17 protein-coding genes are annotated in these 14,127 nt (G+C 69.7%); 12 read left to right on the forward strand and 5 right to left on the reverse strand.

Annotated features, from left to right (window positions below):
* Nucleotides 1–22 precede the first annotated feature (22 nt).
* Nucleotides 23–463 (forward strand): helix-turn-helix transcriptional regulator, encoded by a 441-nt coding sequence (locus O7616_RS05740; RefSeq protein WP_088991285.1) that lies wholly within the window; start codon nt 23–25, stop codon nt 461–463.
* A 138-nt stretch (nt 464–601) separates the two neighbouring features.
* A complete protein-coding gene (locus O7616_RS05745) occupies nt 602–784 on the forward strand; it encodes a hypothetical protein (RefSeq protein ID WP_282305904.1) in 183 nt (60 codons plus the stop codon).
* Nucleotides 785–1,089: 305 nt separating this feature from the next.
* On the opposite strand, the gene O7616_RS05750 is transcribed toward O7616_RS05745, so the two are convergent.
* A complete protein-coding gene (locus O7616_RS05750) occupies nt 1,090–1,521 on the reverse strand; it encodes a hypothetical protein (RefSeq protein ID WP_282263370.1) in 432 nt (143 codons plus the stop codon).
* A 172-nt stretch (nt 1,522–1,693) separates the two neighbouring features.
* Between O7616_RS05750 and O7616_RS05755 the strand changes: the two genes are divergently transcribed.
* A complete protein-coding gene (locus O7616_RS05755; RefSeq protein WP_282305905.1) occupies nt 1,694–2,158 on the forward strand; it encodes a GNAT family N-acetyltransferase in 465 nt (154 codons plus the stop codon).
* 9 nt (nt 2,159–2,167) lie between these two features.
* Here the strand turns inward: O7616_RS05755 and O7616_RS05760 are convergent, their stop codons facing one another.
* The 3 genes from O7616_RS05760 to O7616_RS05770 form a co-directional block, all read right to left on the reverse strand.
* Nucleotides 2,168–3,373 carry a cation:proton antiporter gene (locus tag O7616_RS05760; RefSeq protein WP_282305906.1) on the reverse strand — a complete coding sequence of 402 codons (1,206 nt, stop codon included), beginning with the start codon at nt 3,371–3,373 and terminating at the stop codon, nt 2,168–2,170.
* Nucleotides 3,374–3,378: 5 nt separating this feature from the next.
* Nucleotides 3,379–3,879, reverse strand: coding sequence for a TrkA C-terminal domain-containing protein (locus O7616_RS05765; RefSeq protein WP_282305907.1), 501 nt, complete (start codon nt 3,877–3,879; stop codon nt 3,379–3,381).
* 162 nt (nt 3,880–4,041) lie between these two features.
* Complete coding sequence (locus O7616_RS05770; RefSeq protein ID WP_282305908.1) at nt 4,042–5,178, reverse strand: epoxide hydrolase family protein; 1,137 nt, start codon at nt 5,176–5,178, stop codon at nt 4,042–4,044.
* Nucleotides 5,179–5,263: 85 nt separating this feature from the next.
* Between O7616_RS05770 and O7616_RS05775 the strand changes: the two genes are divergently transcribed.
* From O7616_RS05775 to O7616_RS05790, 4 genes are all read left to right on the forward strand, one after another.
* On the forward strand, nt 5,264–5,908 hold the full coding sequence (locus O7616_RS05775; RefSeq protein WP_282305909.1) for a TetR/AcrR family transcriptional regulator: 645 nt from the start codon (nt 5,264–5,266) through the stop codon (nt 5,906–5,908).
* 86 nt (nt 5,909–5,994) lie between these two features.
* Nucleotides 5,995–8,583, forward strand: coding sequence for an ATP-dependent chaperone ClpB (clpB, locus tag O7616_RS05780; protein WP_282305910.1), 2,589 nt, complete (start codon nt 5,995–5,997; stop codon nt 8,581–8,583).
* Between the two features lie 131 nt (nt 8,584–8,714).
* The gene (locus tag O7616_RS05785) at nt 8,715–9,095 is read left to right on the forward strand and encodes a hypothetical protein (RefSeq protein WP_282305911.1); all 381 of its coding nucleotides are present in this window, start codon (nt 8,715–8,717) and stop codon (nt 9,093–9,095) included.
* A 116-nt stretch (nt 9,096–9,211) separates the two neighbouring features.
* The gene (locus O7616_RS05790) at nt 9,212–9,799 is read left to right on the forward strand and encodes a DUF4178 domain-containing protein (RefSeq protein WP_282305912.1); all 588 of its coding nucleotides are present in this window, start codon (nt 9,212–9,214) and stop codon (nt 9,797–9,799) included.
* Between the two features lie 108 nt (nt 9,800–9,907).
* Here O7616_RS05790 and O7616_RS05795 read toward each other — a convergent pair whose 3' ends face one another.
* Complete coding sequence (locus tag O7616_RS05795; protein ID WP_282305913.1) at nt 9,908–10,201, reverse strand: hypothetical protein; 294 nt, start codon at nt 10,199–10,201, stop codon at nt 9,908–9,910.
* Nucleotides 10,202–10,620: 419 nt separating this feature from the next.
* Here O7616_RS05795 and O7616_RS05800 point away from each other — a divergent pair, with 419 nt between their 5' ends.
* The 5 genes from O7616_RS05800 (at nt 10,621) to O7616_RS05820 (ending at nt 14,040) form a co-directional block, all read left to right on the forward strand.
* Complete coding sequence (locus O7616_RS05800) at nt 10,621–11,337, forward strand: hypothetical protein (RefSeq protein ID WP_282305914.1); 717 nt, start codon at nt 10,621–10,623, stop codon at nt 11,335–11,337.
* Nucleotides 11,338–11,409: 72 nt separating this feature from the next.
* Nucleotides 11,410–12,075 carry a hypothetical protein gene (locus O7616_RS05805; RefSeq protein ID WP_282305915.1) on the forward strand — a complete coding sequence of 222 codons (666 nt, stop codon included), beginning with the start codon at nt 11,410–11,412 and terminating at the stop codon, nt 12,073–12,075.
* Between the two features lie 11 nt (nt 12,076–12,086).
* Nucleotides 12,087–12,896 (forward strand): SDR family oxidoreductase, encoded by an 810-nt coding sequence (locus O7616_RS05810; RefSeq protein ID WP_282305916.1) that lies wholly within the window; start codon nt 12,087–12,089, stop codon nt 12,894–12,896.
* 169 nt (nt 12,897–13,065) lie between these two features.
* Nucleotides 13,066–13,605 (forward strand): orotate phosphoribosyltransferase, encoded by a 540-nt coding sequence (gene pyrE, locus O7616_RS05815; protein WP_282263353.1) that lies wholly within the window; start codon nt 13,066–13,068, stop codon nt 13,603–13,605.
* 57 nt (nt 13,606–13,662) lie between these two features.
* On the forward strand, nt 13,663–14,040 hold the full coding sequence (locus O7616_RS05820; protein ID WP_030332125.1) for a metalloregulator ArsR/SmtB family transcription factor: 378 nt from the start codon (nt 13,663–13,665) through the stop codon (nt 14,038–14,040).
* Nucleotides 14,041–14,127: the final 87 nt, after the last annotated feature.

Consider the following 14,127-nt stretch of genomic DNA (forward strand, 5'->3'; position numbering starts at 1 on the left):
AATGGACGCGGAGGTGAGCGGGATGTCGGGCGAGTTCCTCGGTTCGGGTGACCCTGCCTACGAGGCCAAGGTGCTGATGATCTCGGTTGCGGCTCGGATGGCGGGGATGCACCCACAGACCCTGCGGCAGTACGACCGACTCGGGCTGGTGCAGCCCGGCCGGGCCGCCGGCGGGGGTCGCCGGTACAGCGTCCGTGACGTGGTGCTGCTGCGCGAGGTGCAGCGGCTCAGCCAGGACGACGGGATCAACCTGGCCGGCGTCAAGCGCATCATCGGGTTGGAGCGACTGCTGGAGCAGGCCCAGCAGCGGGTGGCTCGGCTGGAGGCGGAGCTCGACGCCGCGTACCGCCGGATCGCCGAACTGGAGTCGCTGGCCCGCTTCCCGGGCAGTGACCTGGTGCCGACCAACCGCACGTCCACCGCGCTGGTGGTGTGGCGGCCTCGCCGCACGCCCGGTCGCTGACTCGCCGCTCATCCCGGATCCGTCTCCTCGGCCCGGGCCGTACCGGATTTCCCGGCGCGGCCCGGGCCGCTTCGGTTAACCTGTCGATACGGGTCCAATCGGATTAATCCGGACCTACCGGCATGGCGAGGGGGAGCGATGGCGGAGCCGGCGAAGAACGTGGCCCAGCAGACCGAGGACCGGTTGGAAGACCTGGCCGAAACCGTCCGCGAGAAGTTCGACAAGGTGACCAAGGGGACCTACCGGGACCGGCTCGCCGGCGGCAGGTTCGCCGAACCGGGCGAGAAGAGTCGAACCGAGGCGGAACGCAAGCAGGACTGACCGGTAACCGACGTGCGGGCCGGGACCCACGGGGGGTCCCGGCCCGTTCGTTCGATGTGCGGGCCGGGACGCTGGTGACCTCAGGGCGGGGGTCCCGGCCCGTTCGCGTTCGAGGAGTGCGGGCCGGGCGTGCGTGGTGTCAGGGCCCAGTTCCTACGGCGAGCCTTTGGAGCTGAATCGTTTACGACATCACGTCGGGGCGAGGGCCTTGGTGCCCCCAGCCCTGCAGCCCGTGAATCGTCTACGACATCAGCTCGACAGTGGCGCAGACAGACACCGCCGTCACCGCGACGACCAGCTCGACCTCAGCCGAGGCGGCGGTTCTCGCGGACCAGGCCGCCTTCGCACCAGTCGCGATAGACGAAGAGGTCCGGTCGGGCCAGCAACACCCGCCCGTTGTGCGCCCAGATCCTCATCAACTCGTCGCCCTCACGCTCGGCCTGTTCGACGAGTTTGCGGAAGCGGCGCTTGGGATGGGCGCGGAAGTTCGTCCGGATGCCGTCGGCCGCGTAGATGTAGAGGCAGTGCAACGCGAAACGGCGCGCCGGGCAGGTCGGATCCATGGCTAACTCGAAGAGCGTCAGCACCAGTCGGTCGCCGGAGACCAGGAGGTCCCAGTCGGGTGGCATCGAGGCCAACGGCACCGAATCGGGCTTGTACGCCCAAGCTCGCAACTCCGCCGGGCTCGGATCGACGGGGTTAGCGAAGCCGTGGAACGTCGACTCCTGCACGCTCACCGGCCAACCTTCCGCTCTGGCCCGCGGGTGGCAACGCTGCCTGCGGACCCTGGCTGCTGGGGCGAAACGGTAACCCGCCGTCGGGTGCTGCGGTAGCCCCCGTGGGGAGCAATTCCGCAACCGTTGGCACGGGCGGGTCGTAGGCATCGACAGTGCGGCCGATCATGCTCCTATGACAATCCACGTTCAACGGTTCCAGCCCGGTGCCGAGGCTCAGTTCGTGATGGGGCTGGAATGGCTTTTCGCCCCTCCCGGTAGCCGTCCCGTGGATTGGGACAACGACCGTGCCATCGAGCGGACCGCGCAATTGCTCGCCGACGAAGACGTTGCACTCTTCGGGGCGCGATCGGACGAGGATCAGTTGGTCGGCGTGGCCAGCGTCTACGTGGACATCCTCTCGGTGCGCTTCGGCCGGCGGGCTTCGATCGAGGATCTCGCCGTACACCCCGGGTGGCGCTCCCGGGGTGTCGGCTCGACCCTCCTGACGGTGGCCAGGACGTGGGCGCACGAGAAGGGCGCCGACTACGTGTTCCTGGAGTCCGGGCTGGCCCGGACCGAGGCGCACCGCTTCTACCTTCGCGAGGGTGCGACCCAGGCCGCCGCGGCGTTCAGGTGGACCGGAGGACCCACCCGCTGACGCGTGCGGTCAGTCGTGGATCGGCACCGACAGTTGCCGTTGCGCGGCCGCGCGGGTACGCAGCCACCGCTTGAACCACGGGAAGTCCGGCAGTCGGGCCAGGATCGGCCCGGTCACCACGGTGATCAGGACGTACGTCGCGGCCAGCGCCGCCAGCCTCGGCTCGACGCTCCCGGCGGCGACCGCGAGACCGGCGATGACGATCGAGAACTCACCACGGGGTACGAGTGACAGACCGGCCCGCCATCGACCCGGTTCGGCGATGCCGACGCGGCGAGCGGCCAGGTAGCCGGTGAGCGTCTTCGTCGCCATGGTGACGATGGCCAGGGCAAGCGCCGGCAACAGCACCGGCGGGATGTCCCGGGGGTCGGTGACCAGGCCGAAGAAGACGAAGAACACGGCGGCGAACAGGTCCCGAAGTGGGGAGAGCAACTCGGTCGCGTGATGCGCCACCGGACCGGAGAGAGCGATGCCGACCAGGAACGCGCCGACTGCCGCGGACACCTGCAGCTTCGCCGCGAGGCCGGCGATCAGCAGGGTCAGACCGAGTACGCCGAGCAGCAGCGCCTCCGGGTCCTTCGCCGACAGGGCGGACGAGATGAGGTGGCCGTACCGGATGGCGACCACCAGCACGAGCAGCACCGTGCCCACCGCGACGATGAGTGCGATGCCGCCGCCGAGCAGGCCAGTGCCGGCCAGCACGGCGGTGACGAGTGGCAGGTAGAGGGCCATCGCCAGGTCCTCGATCACCAGGACCGAGAGGATCACCGGGGTTTCCCGGTTACCGAGTCTTCCCAGGTCGGCGAGGACCTTGGCGATCACCCCGGAGGAGGAGACCCAGGTGATGCCGCCCAGCACCAGGGCGGCGACCCAGTCCCAGCCGAGCAGCAGGGCGAAACCCGCGCCGGGCAGCGCGTTGAGGACGCCGTCGATCAGCCCGGCCGGTGCCGCCGAGCGGAGGTTGCCGACCAACTCGTTGGCCGAGTACTCCAGGCCCAGCATCACCAGCAGCAGGATGACGCCGATCTCGGCACCGACCGCGAAGAACTCCTCACTCGCGGCGAGCGGAAGCAACCCGCCGTGCCCGAAGGCCAGCCCGGCGAGCAGATAGAGGGGAATGGGTGAGAGGCCTACGCGGCGGCTCAGTCGGCCGAGGACGCCGAGTAGCAACAGCAGCGCGCCGACTTCGACGAGCAGCGTGGTGGAATCGTGCATCCGCCTCAGCCGTCCGGGTCACTGTCGGCGAGGATGGCGGACACACCGTCGAGACCCCGTCGGGTCCCGACGACGACCACCACGTCGCCGGCCGCGAAGCGGAAGGAGGGGAGTGGCGAGACGATCACTTCGCCTTCGCGCAGGACCGCCACGATGGATGCGCTGGTGCGGGTACGCGCCTTGGTGTCGGCGAGCTTGCGGTTGACGTACCGCGACCCCGCCGGGATGGCGATCTGCTCGGTGAGCAGGCCGGCAGCCTGCTCACGCAGCCCGGAGAGCTGGCCGAGCATCAGCGACGCGCCGAGGATGTCGGCCAGAGCCTCGGCCTCGTCGTCGGTCAGCGGGATGTCCGCCTGGCAGGAGTCAGGGTCGTCGGGATCGTAGAGGACGAGATCCCGGCGGCCGTTGCGGTGGGAGACGACGCCAAGGCGGCGTCCGGACTCCGTCACCAGATCGTGGCGTACCCCGATCCCGGGTAAGGCGGTCTGCTCGACACGTACTCGCACCCGCCAAGGCTACCGCTTGGTGAACAAAGCGCAGATCCTGGAGTGACAGCGCTCAACCTGACCCGGCCCCGCCGTGATCGACTCGACTTCGGCGAAGTCGGGGTGTCCCGGCGCCGGGATACCGCAACTTTCAGGAAGTCGAGTCGATCAAGCGCTTGCTCGTCAGGTGAGGCTGGCGAAGAACTCGCGGATGTCGGTGACCAGGACGTCGGTCGCCTGGTGGGCGGCGTAGTGGCCGCCGACGTCGCCGCGACCGTCGACGTCGGCCTCGTACGCCGTCCACCGGACGATGTTCGAGTGGTCCCGGTCGGCGAAGCGGCGGATGGACTGGAAGTCGCCGGGGAACATGGCCACCGCGGTCGGCGCGGTGGTCGGCTCGGTGGGTCGCTGGTCGGCGTGGGCGTCCTCCCAGTAGAACCGGATCGACGAGGCGGCCGTGCCGGTGAACCAGTAGAGCGCCACGTTGCCCAGGACGAAGTCCGCGTCCAGGCTCTCGTCGAAGAGTTGGGCGTTCCAGGCGAGCAGCCCGACCGGCGAGTCCGCCAGGCCGAACGCGAGGGTCTGCGGCTGCTGGCTGTGCACCTGGTTGAAGGAGAACTTGTTCTCGTAGAACCACTGGAGGTGCCCGAGCGCCGCCTGGTCCGCCTCGCTCAGCCCGGCGAACTCGGCCGGGTCGCCGGAGGGGAAGGAGAAGAGCTGGGTGACGTGTACGCCGACCACGTGCTTCCGGTCGAGCCGGCCCAGCTCCGGGGCGATCATCGAGCCGGCGTCGTTGCCGACCGCGCCGTAGCTGTCGTACCCCAGGCGGTTCATCAGCTCGGCCCAGGCGCGGGCGGTGCGCTGGTGGTTCCACCCGGCGCTGCGGGTCGGGCCGGAGAAGCCGAAGCCGGGCAGCGACGGGATGACCAGGTGGAAGGCCGGCGAGCCCGGGTCGGTGGGCTCGGTGAGCGGCGTGATCACGTCGAGGTACTCCAGCACCGAGCCGGGCCAGCCGTGGGTGAGGACCAGCGCGGTGGCGTCCGGTCGGGACGACCTGACGTGCAGGAAGTGGATCTGCTCGCCGTCGATCTCGGTGACGAACTGCGGGTGGGCGTTCAGGCGGGCTTCGACCGCACGCCAGTCGAACCCGTTGCGCCACCGCTCGGTCAGGCGGCGGACCCGGTCGGTGCTCATTCCGTAGGTGTCGCCGGCTCCGGGCAGGTCGGCGGGCCAGATCGTGTGGTCCAGGCGGGCGGCCAGGTCGTCGAGGGCGGTCTGCGGGATCTCGACGCGGAACGGGCGGATCGCGGTGCCGGTCATCTCGGGACTCCTTCGGAACGGAATGTTTCGTTCTGCAATCACGGTAGCAGACCGGAACGATCCGTTCCACTGATAGTCTGATGTCATGCCGACCTCACCCGAGAAGACGCTGGGTGGCCGCCGCGCCCAGGCCGCCCGCAACGACGAGGTCATCCTCGAAGCCGCCCGCGCGGTTTTCCTGGACGACCCGAAGGCTCCGATCGCCGCCGTCGCCGAGCGCGCCGGGGTCGGCATCAGCGCCCTCTACCGGAGGTACGCGAGCAAGGAGGACCTGCTGCGGCGGCTCTGCCACGACGGGTTGCGCCGGTACATCGCCGAGGCCGACGCGGCTCTCGCCGAGCCGGACGACTGGACGGCGTTCCGCACCTTCCTGGCCGGGGTGGTCGACGCCGACGTGCACTCGCTCACCGTCCACCTGGCCGGCACCTTCACTCCCACCGAGGAGATGGGCCGGGACGCGAGGCGCGCCGCCGAGTTGGCCGCCGCCCTGTTCGAGCGGGCTCGCGCCAGCGGTCGGCTGCGCCCGGACGTGGTCGTCCAGGACCTGGGGTTGCTGCTGGAGGCGTGCGCCGCGGTACGCGTACCCGATTCGAAGCGGACCGGTGAGCTGCGCCGCCGCCAGCTCGCGGTGCTGCTCGCGGGCCTGTCGGCCGTGCCGACCGCGGACCCGTTGCCCGGTCCGGCACCCGCCGCGGGCGAGTTCGACTGGCGGTGGCGTCGCCGAGAGTGACGGGCGTCACAGCGCTAAGGTTGAGCGGAATACGCTCAACTCTGGTTGTGTCCAACCCAATGGACATCGCCGATCCGGGGGAGCCCATGAACACCGAGAAACTCACCACCAAGAGCCGCGAGACCATCACCGGCGCCGTCGCGCTGGCCAACCAGCGCGGCCACGCCACCGTGGAGCCCTGGCACCTGCTGCTGTCCCTGCTGGACACCGACGGATCGACCGCCACCGGCCTGCTGCGCGCCGTCGGGGCCGACCCGACCGAGCTGCGCCGGGCCGCCCAGCGTGCGGTCGACGCCCTCCCGGCCGCCCGGGGCTCCAGCATCGCCGAGCCGACACTGGCCCGGGAGTTCGTCAACGCCATCGGTGCCGCCGAGCAGATCGCCCGTCCACTGGGCGACGAGTACACGTCCACCGAGCACCTGCTCGCCGGTCTGGCCCGGGTGGGCGGCGCGGTCTCCGGCCCGCTGAAGGCGGCCGGTGCCACCGAGGAGGCACTGGTCGCGGCCTTCCCGACCGTTCGCGGCGGCGACCGTCGGGTGACCACCGCCGACCCGGAGCAGACCTACCAGGCCCTGACCAAGTACGGCGTCGACCTCACCGCCAGCGCCCGGGACGGCAAGATCGACCCGGTCATCGGGCGGGACTCCGAGATCCGCCGGGTGATCCAGGTGCTCTCCCGGCGTACCAAGAACAACCCGGTGCTGATCGGCGAGCCCGGCGTGGGCAAGACGGCGATCGTCGAGGGACTGGCCCAGCGGATCGTCACCGGCGACGTGCCCGAGTCGCTGCGCGACAAGAAGCTGATCTCGCTGGACCTCGGCGCGATGGTCGCCGGCGCGCAGTACCGGGGCCAGTTCGAGGAGCGGCTGAAGTCCGTCCTGGAGGAGATCAAGAACTCCAACGGGCAGGTCATCACCTTCCTCGACGAGCTGCACACCGTCGTCGGCGCCGGTAAGGGCGAGGGCTCGATGGACGCCGGCAACATGCTCAAACCGATGCTGGCCCGTGGCGAGCTGCGGATGGTCGGCGCCACCACGCTCGACGAGTACCGCGAGCACATCGAGAAGGACCCCGCGCTGGAGCGGCGGTTCCAGCCGGTGCTGGTCGGCGAGCCGACGATCGAGGACACCATCGGCATCCTGCGCGGTCTCAAGGAACGCTACGAGGTGCACCACGGCGTACGGATCACCGACGCCGCGCTGGTCGCCGCCGCCGCGCTCTCCGACCGCTACATCACCGACCGGTTCCTGCCGGACAAGGCGATCGACCTGGTCGACGAGTCCGCGTCCCGGCTCCGGATGGAGATCGACTCCCGCCCGGTCGAGGTGGACGAGATCGAGCGCGCGGTCCGCCGGTTGGAGATCGAGGAGATGGCGCTGGCCAAGGAGCCGGACGCCGCCTCCGCCGAGCGGCTGGAGCGGCTGCGCAAGGAGTTGGCCGACAAGCGGGAGCAGCTCACCGTGCTCTCGGAGCGGTGGCAGACCGAGAAGAGCCACATCACCAAGCTCTCCACCGCGAAGGAGGAGTTGGAGCGTCTCGGCGGCGAGGCCGAGCGGGCCGAGCGCGACGGTGAGCTGGAACGCGCCGCCGAGCTGCGCTACGGCCGGATCCCCGCGCTGAAGGTCGAGCTGACCCGGGCCGAGGAGGAGCTGGCCCAGCTCCAGGCCGACGGCGCGATGCTCAAGGAGGAGGTCGGCGCGGACGACATCGCCGCGGTGGTCGCCTCCTGGACCGGCATCCCCGCCGGTCGCCTGCTCGAAGGCGAGACGGCCAAGCTGCTCCGGATGGAGGAGTCGCTGGGTGGCCGCGTGGTCGGCCAGGCCGAGGCGGTGGGCGCGGTCTCCGACGCGGTACGCCGTGCCCGGGCCGGCATCGCCGACCCGGACCGCCCGACCGGCAGCTTCCTCTTCCTCGGCCCCACCGGTGTCGGCAAGACGGAACTCGCCAAGGCCCTCGCCGAGTTCCTCTTCGACGACGAGCGGGCCATGGTCCGCATCGACATGAGCGAGTACGGCGAGAAGCACTCCGTCGCCCGCCTGGTGGGTGCCCCGCCCGGCTACGTCGGCTACGACGAGGGCGGCCAGCTCACCGAGGCGGTGCGGCGTCGGCCGTACTCGGTGGTGCTGCTGGACGAGGTGGAGAAGGCCCACCCGGACGTCTTCGACGTGCTGCTGCAGGTGCTGGACGACGGTCGGCTCACCGACGGCCAGGGCCGCACCGTGGACTTCCGCAACGCGATCCTGATCCTCACGTCCAACCTCGGGTCGTCGGTGATCGGTGACCTGACGCTGGCCGAGGAGCAGCGCCGGGAGGGCGTCCTCGCCGTGGTCCGGTCGCACTTCAAGCCGGAGTTCCTCAACCGGCTGGACGACATCGTGGTCTTCGCCTCGTTGCGGGGTGACGATCTGCGCTCCATCGTCGACATCCAGTTGGACCGGATGCGGCGGCGGTTGGCCGACCGCAGGCTGGGCCTGGAGATCACCGACGCGGCCCGGGACTGGCTCGCCGAGCACGGCTACGACCCGATCTACGGTGCTCGCCCGCTGCGTCGCCTGGTCCAGACCGCGATCGGTGACCAGTTGGCGAAGTCCCTCCTGGCCGGCCGGATCCGCGACGGTGACACGGTCAAGGTCGACCGCGCCGAAACCGGAACCCTAGAGGTGACCGCCGCCTGACCCCGCCCGACCCCGCCTGACCCCGCCTGACCGCGGTGATCAAGAGGTTTGCGTCGAGAAGTTGCCCTTTCCTGACGCAAAACTCTTGATCAACAGGGTGGGGAGCGGCTGGGCGGGGAAATGGGTTCGGCATGTTTGGTATCGGCAAGAAGTGGGAGCGGGACCTCACGGCGGCCGTCGACACATTGGTCGCGGCTGACACGCTCGCCTTTGGTGGGGTCGGCATCGCCGGCACGTTGTTGCCGGTGACCGAGGCGTACCACCAGGTTGCGGCCATCCTCGACGACCACCCCGAGGAGGTACGCGAGCAGCTCGACCGGCTGCTCGCCGACGGCACACCCGCCGGCCGGGCGTACGCGGCGACGCTCCTGGAGCGGCTCGACCCGGCGGCGGCCCGAGCGGCGTGGACGTCGCTGCGGGACGACCCGAGCGAGTTCACCACCTTCGTCGGCTGTGTGATGGACCGCGAGACCATCGGCAACTACGCCACCCAACGCCTCGCCACGGCGTGACCCGCACGCCGGACACCACGGGTGCCGTCGGTAGCTGAGCTGTCGGTCACGGTACGGGTCCCGACAGTGCCGACGGTTGTTACCGTCTGCGCCGACGTACCTGGGGAGGTTGTCGGGTGAGCGGGTCACTGGCGTACCTGGTGGTGGCGGTTGTCGTACTCGTGGTGGCCGTTGTCGTCGTGATCGTCGTGCGGGCCCGGCCCGGCCGGACGCCGACGCCCGGACGGCCGGCGCGCGGCGGCCCGCTGCGCCTGGCCCTGCACGACCGTCTCCGCATCCGCGACCGGGAGTACGCGGTGAGCGGCACCATCCGCCTCGTCGAGGGGGACTGGAGTTGGGTGCAGCACCTGCTCGACGACGACTCCGGCACCCGGCACCGGCTCTCCGTGGAGGACGGCCCCGAGGTGGAGCTGGTGCTCTGGACGGACGAGCCGGGCGCGACGGTCAGCCCCGGTGCACCGACCATCGAACTCGGTAGGCGGCGCTACACCTGGACCGAGACCGGGCAGGCGCGCTACACCGCCACCGGGGAGACCGGGCTGCCGTCGGCCGGCACCGTGCGCTACCACGACTACCAGTCGGGTGGTGCCGCGCGGCTCTCCTTCGAGGCGTACGGCGAAGAGGGGTGGCGGGTGGCCCGCGGCGAGCTGCTCGACACCGCCGACATGACGATCCACACAGGCGGCGACGCTCAAGCGAATTGAATGGTGGGCCGAATAGGCTGAGGTTCGGTCCTCGCTCAATTGCCGCGGCGCAGCCGAGTCGGCCATTCAAAGGTGAACCGACCCGGCCGCGGCGCAGATATTTAGAAATTAAGCCAACAGCCCAAGGAGGGTGTGCGGCATACTGGTGACGCCGAAGAAATTGGAAACGCACGTGAAGTTGCTAAGAACTCCGGCGTTCTGGAGGCTCACGCCTTCGGCGATGCAGCTGCCGAGATTTGGGTAGACGCCCCACGCCGGCCAGCCCTGGGCCTGGAAATCCCCTGCGGCGCTGGACGTCGGAGCTGGTGAAACGGTCGGGGCAGCCTGCGCTGGTGCGGCCAAGGTGAGCGAGCCGACAGCGAGCGCGCCGGACAGGACCGTAGCGCGAACAATCTTTTGCATCCTTGCTCCTTCTGAGCGTCTGACATTCCCTGTTTGGACAGGTCGGCTGTCCAAAACAGCTTGCAAACCCCCCGCGGGCCCACGAAGCCGCGCTGACTACCTATTGCCGGTCGTCAACACCCGTCTATGCAAACATGCCGTGCTCTAGCTGGCAACCCCGATCGCCGTAGCCGCTCATGTCTTTGCACTTCAAAGGCTCTTTAAAATGTTGGGATCTCGGCTTATGGCGCAGGCAGCCGTCGAAGGGGCGACGCTCTGTCCACGGTGGCCCGGCGTCACGGATTGCACGCACGCCTCTGCCTGGGTCTCGTCCCTGCACTGTCGTTCGCGGGACCGTCTCGATACGGTGTCACCCTGATCACATAAGGAGAGCCATGGCCAATCCTCTCAGCAAGCCGGCCCCGGTGCGTCCGGGTGTCGTGACGATCTCGACCTATCTGCTGCTGCTGTTCGCGCTCACTCAGCTGGTTAGCTTGATCATGGTCATCGGCGTGAGTGGCCGTATCCGGCAGGGTTTCGAGGATGCGTACAGCGGCACCCCGGAGGATGCCGAGACGATTGGATCGGTCGCTGCTGCCTTCTCGGTGGCCAGCGTCGCGGTAATCCTGGTGCTCGCGCTCGTCCTGGTGACCCTGGCGATGTTCAACAACCGTGGACGCAACGGCACCCGGATCACCACCTGGATTGTCGGCGGCATCATGGTCTGCTGCGTAGGCGGCTCGGTCGTCAGTGGTGCGGCCGGATTCTCGCCAGGCGGGTCGGGCGGCGCGAATGCGCCGAGCGGCGCAGAGATCGAACGCAGCATGTCCGACGCCCTGCCGTCCTGGTACGGCCCGGCGAGCACCGCGGTGAACATCGTCGGGCTGTTGGCGCTGATCACGGCGCTGATCCTGCTGGCGCTTCCGAAGTCCAACGAGTTCTTCCGCAAGCCCACCGCGGCCTGGGAGCCGCCCACCCCGGGCGCCGGCTACCCGGGGCAGCCGCAGGGCACTGGTCAGCCTGGCTACCCGCAGTCGACGGGTGAGCCCGGCTACCCGTCGAGCGGCGAGCCGAGCTACCCGCCGCCGGCCACGGACCGGCCGGACGACACGCCGCCCGCGGACCGTCCCGGGTCGACTCCGCCGTCGACGAGTTGACCGAGGGATAAGCACGACTCCGACGATCCCTCCGAGTAGGTTGCAACCCGACGCCTACCGGAGGGATTCGTCGTGTCGTACCCGGAATCGGCACCGGCCCGCCGGCCCGCCGTCGTCCTGCTGGCCGCTGTCGCGCTCCTGGTGATGGCGGTCGCCGCGCTCGCGTACGCCGTGGTCGACCTGGCGGTGCTGGGCGGGACGGTCGACGCGTTCCGCTCCGCGGCCCGGGACACCTCGGCCGGTCCGGAGCAGATCGCCGACGTGGTGACTCTGCTCCGGGCGTCGATCGTGCTGTCGGCGGTGGTGGCCGCGCTCTCCGCGCCGGTGCTCGCCGGCCTGGCCCTCGGTCTGTTGGTGGGTCGCAACGGCGCGCGGGTGGCGACCTGGGTGGTCAGCGGGCTGGGCCTGCTCGCCGGCTGTTGCAGTGTGGCGGTGCTGATCGGGGAGCGGGCCGCGCCCCTGCAACTGGGCTCCGGTGAAGAGGCGGTCGCCGAGCTGCTGGGGCTGGTCGGCGACGCGTACCCGTCGTGGTGGATCCCGCTGAACGCCGGGCTTTCCGTCGCGCAGGGGCTCGGTTACCTTGTAGTAGCTACGCTGCTGGTCCTGCCGGCGGCCAACGCCTGGTTCGGTCGCCACCGCTCGACCGCGCCGACCATGCCGTCCGCACCACAGGCGTTCACGCCTGCCCCGTACCAGCCGCCGTCGGCGCCACCCGCGCCCCCGTACCCGCCCAGGTGAAGGAATCCGCCGTGCCGCTCGATCCCTCGACCGCTGAGCGTCGGGCCCTGATCACCGGGGCCACGGCGGGCATCGGCGCGGCGTTCGCCCGGCGGCTGGCCGGCGACGGTTGGCAACTGGTGCTCGTCGCCCGTGACGCCGACCGGCTGACCGAGATGGCCACCGAGCTGGGATCGACCGACGGCCGGGTCGTGGAGACCATCTCGGCGGATCTGTCCACCGACGACGGCTGCGTCGCGGTGGAGCGGCGGATCGCCGACGGCAGCCCGGTGCACCTGCTCGTCAACAATGCCGGGATCAGCCTGAACAAGCCGTTCCTGCGCTCGACGGCCGAGGACGAGGCCCGCCTGTTGCGGCTCAACGTGCACGCGGTCATGCGACTGACGCTCGCGGCGCTGCGACCGATGACCGAACGGCGAGACGGGGCAGTGATAAATGTCTCTTCGGTAGCCGGTTTCGGCGCGGCCATGCCCGGCTCGACGTACTCGGCCAGCAAGGCGTGGGTCACCAACTTCAGCGAGTCGGTCGGCCTTTCGGCACGACCATTCGGTGTGCGCGTGATGGCTCTCTGTCCCGGTTACACCCGCACCGAATTCCACCAGCGGGCCGGGATCAACATGTCGAAGACGCCGGAATGGCTGTGGCTGCGGGCCGAGGATGTGGTCGACGAAGCCCTGCGTGACCTGCGCAAAGGCAAGATGGTCAGCGTCCCGGCGTGGAAGTACAAGATGGTCGTCGCGGGCATGCGGCATGCGCCACGGCGGCTACTCCAGGCTGTCGCGAAAGACACTCGCGGTCGCATCGGTCGCGACGAACGCTGACCCTCGACCGGCCCGTCCGACCCGGTGGGTCACCGAGGCGCTGCTGGCGCGCCGCTGTCAGGCCAGTAGCTGAGCGTAGTCGAACATAGCCAGTCATCGGTGCCCCGCCGGGCTGGTCAGGGTGGACCCCGCACACGGCGTTCAGACTTGAGCAGTAACCTCTATCGCCATGGGGGACCACGACGACCTGCGTAAATTCATTGCCGACCTGGCTGTGGTCCACGGACGGGTCGTGCTCTCCTCGGGGCGTGAGGCCGACTGGTACGTGGATCTGCGGCGCGTCACGCTCCATCACCGGGCCGCTCCTCTGGTCGGCCGGGTGTTGCTGGACCTGACCGCCGACTGGGAGTACGACGCCGTCGGCGGCCTCACGCTGGGCGCGGATCCCGTCGCGCTCTCGATGCTGCACGCCGCCGCACCGACCGGTCGGGCCCTGGACGCCTTCGTGGTGCGCAAGGCGGGCAAGGCGCACGGTCTACAGCGACGGATCGAGGGACCGGAGGTGGCCGGCCGCCGGGTGTTGGCGGTGGAGGATACGTCCACGACAGGCGGAAGTGTGTTGACCGCTGTCGAGGCACTTCGTGAGGCCGGGGCGGAAGTCGTGGGCGTGGCGGTTATTGTTGATCGAGGCGCCGGCGACGCGGTGCGAGCCGCCGGATTGCCGTACCGGGCGGCCTATACGTTGGCTGACCTCGGCCTTGTGGCGTAAAAGTTTGCCGATTCGGATCTGCTGATATGCAGGCGGATCGATGCTGCTGGTGGAAGGATGGAATACGTGGGAACTGCGTTGGCCGAAATGACTATGCCTCAGATCTCGCCGCTTAACGGCGAGCCGATCGAACGTGCCGATGCCGAGCGTCTCGCCGGGGTCCTCAAGGCCCTCGCCGACCCTGCTCGGTTGCGGCTGCTCAGCCTGATCCAGTCGGCCCCCGAGGGCGAGGCGTGCGTCTGTGACCTGACCGCGCCGCTCGGCCTCTCTCAGCCGACGGTCAGTCATCACCTGCGTATCCTCACCGAGGCCGGTTTGCTGCAGCGGGAGAAGCGCGGTGTCTGGGCGTACTACAGCCTGGTCCCGAGTGCGATCGCGACGATCGCCGACCTGCTGACCCCGCCGCGTAAGCGAGCCACCAAGAAGGCCCGCTGACGTAGGCACAACACGCCGCCCTGCGTCGAGGCGGCGTCCGGTGACGAGCCAGGGGTGGCGTCACCGGTGGGTGACACCTGCTCGTCC

Source organism: Micromonospora sp. WMMD964, from assembly GCF_029581455.1.
Classification (GTDB): Bacteria; Actinomycetota; Actinomycetes; order Mycobacteriales; family Micromonosporaceae; genus Micromonospora.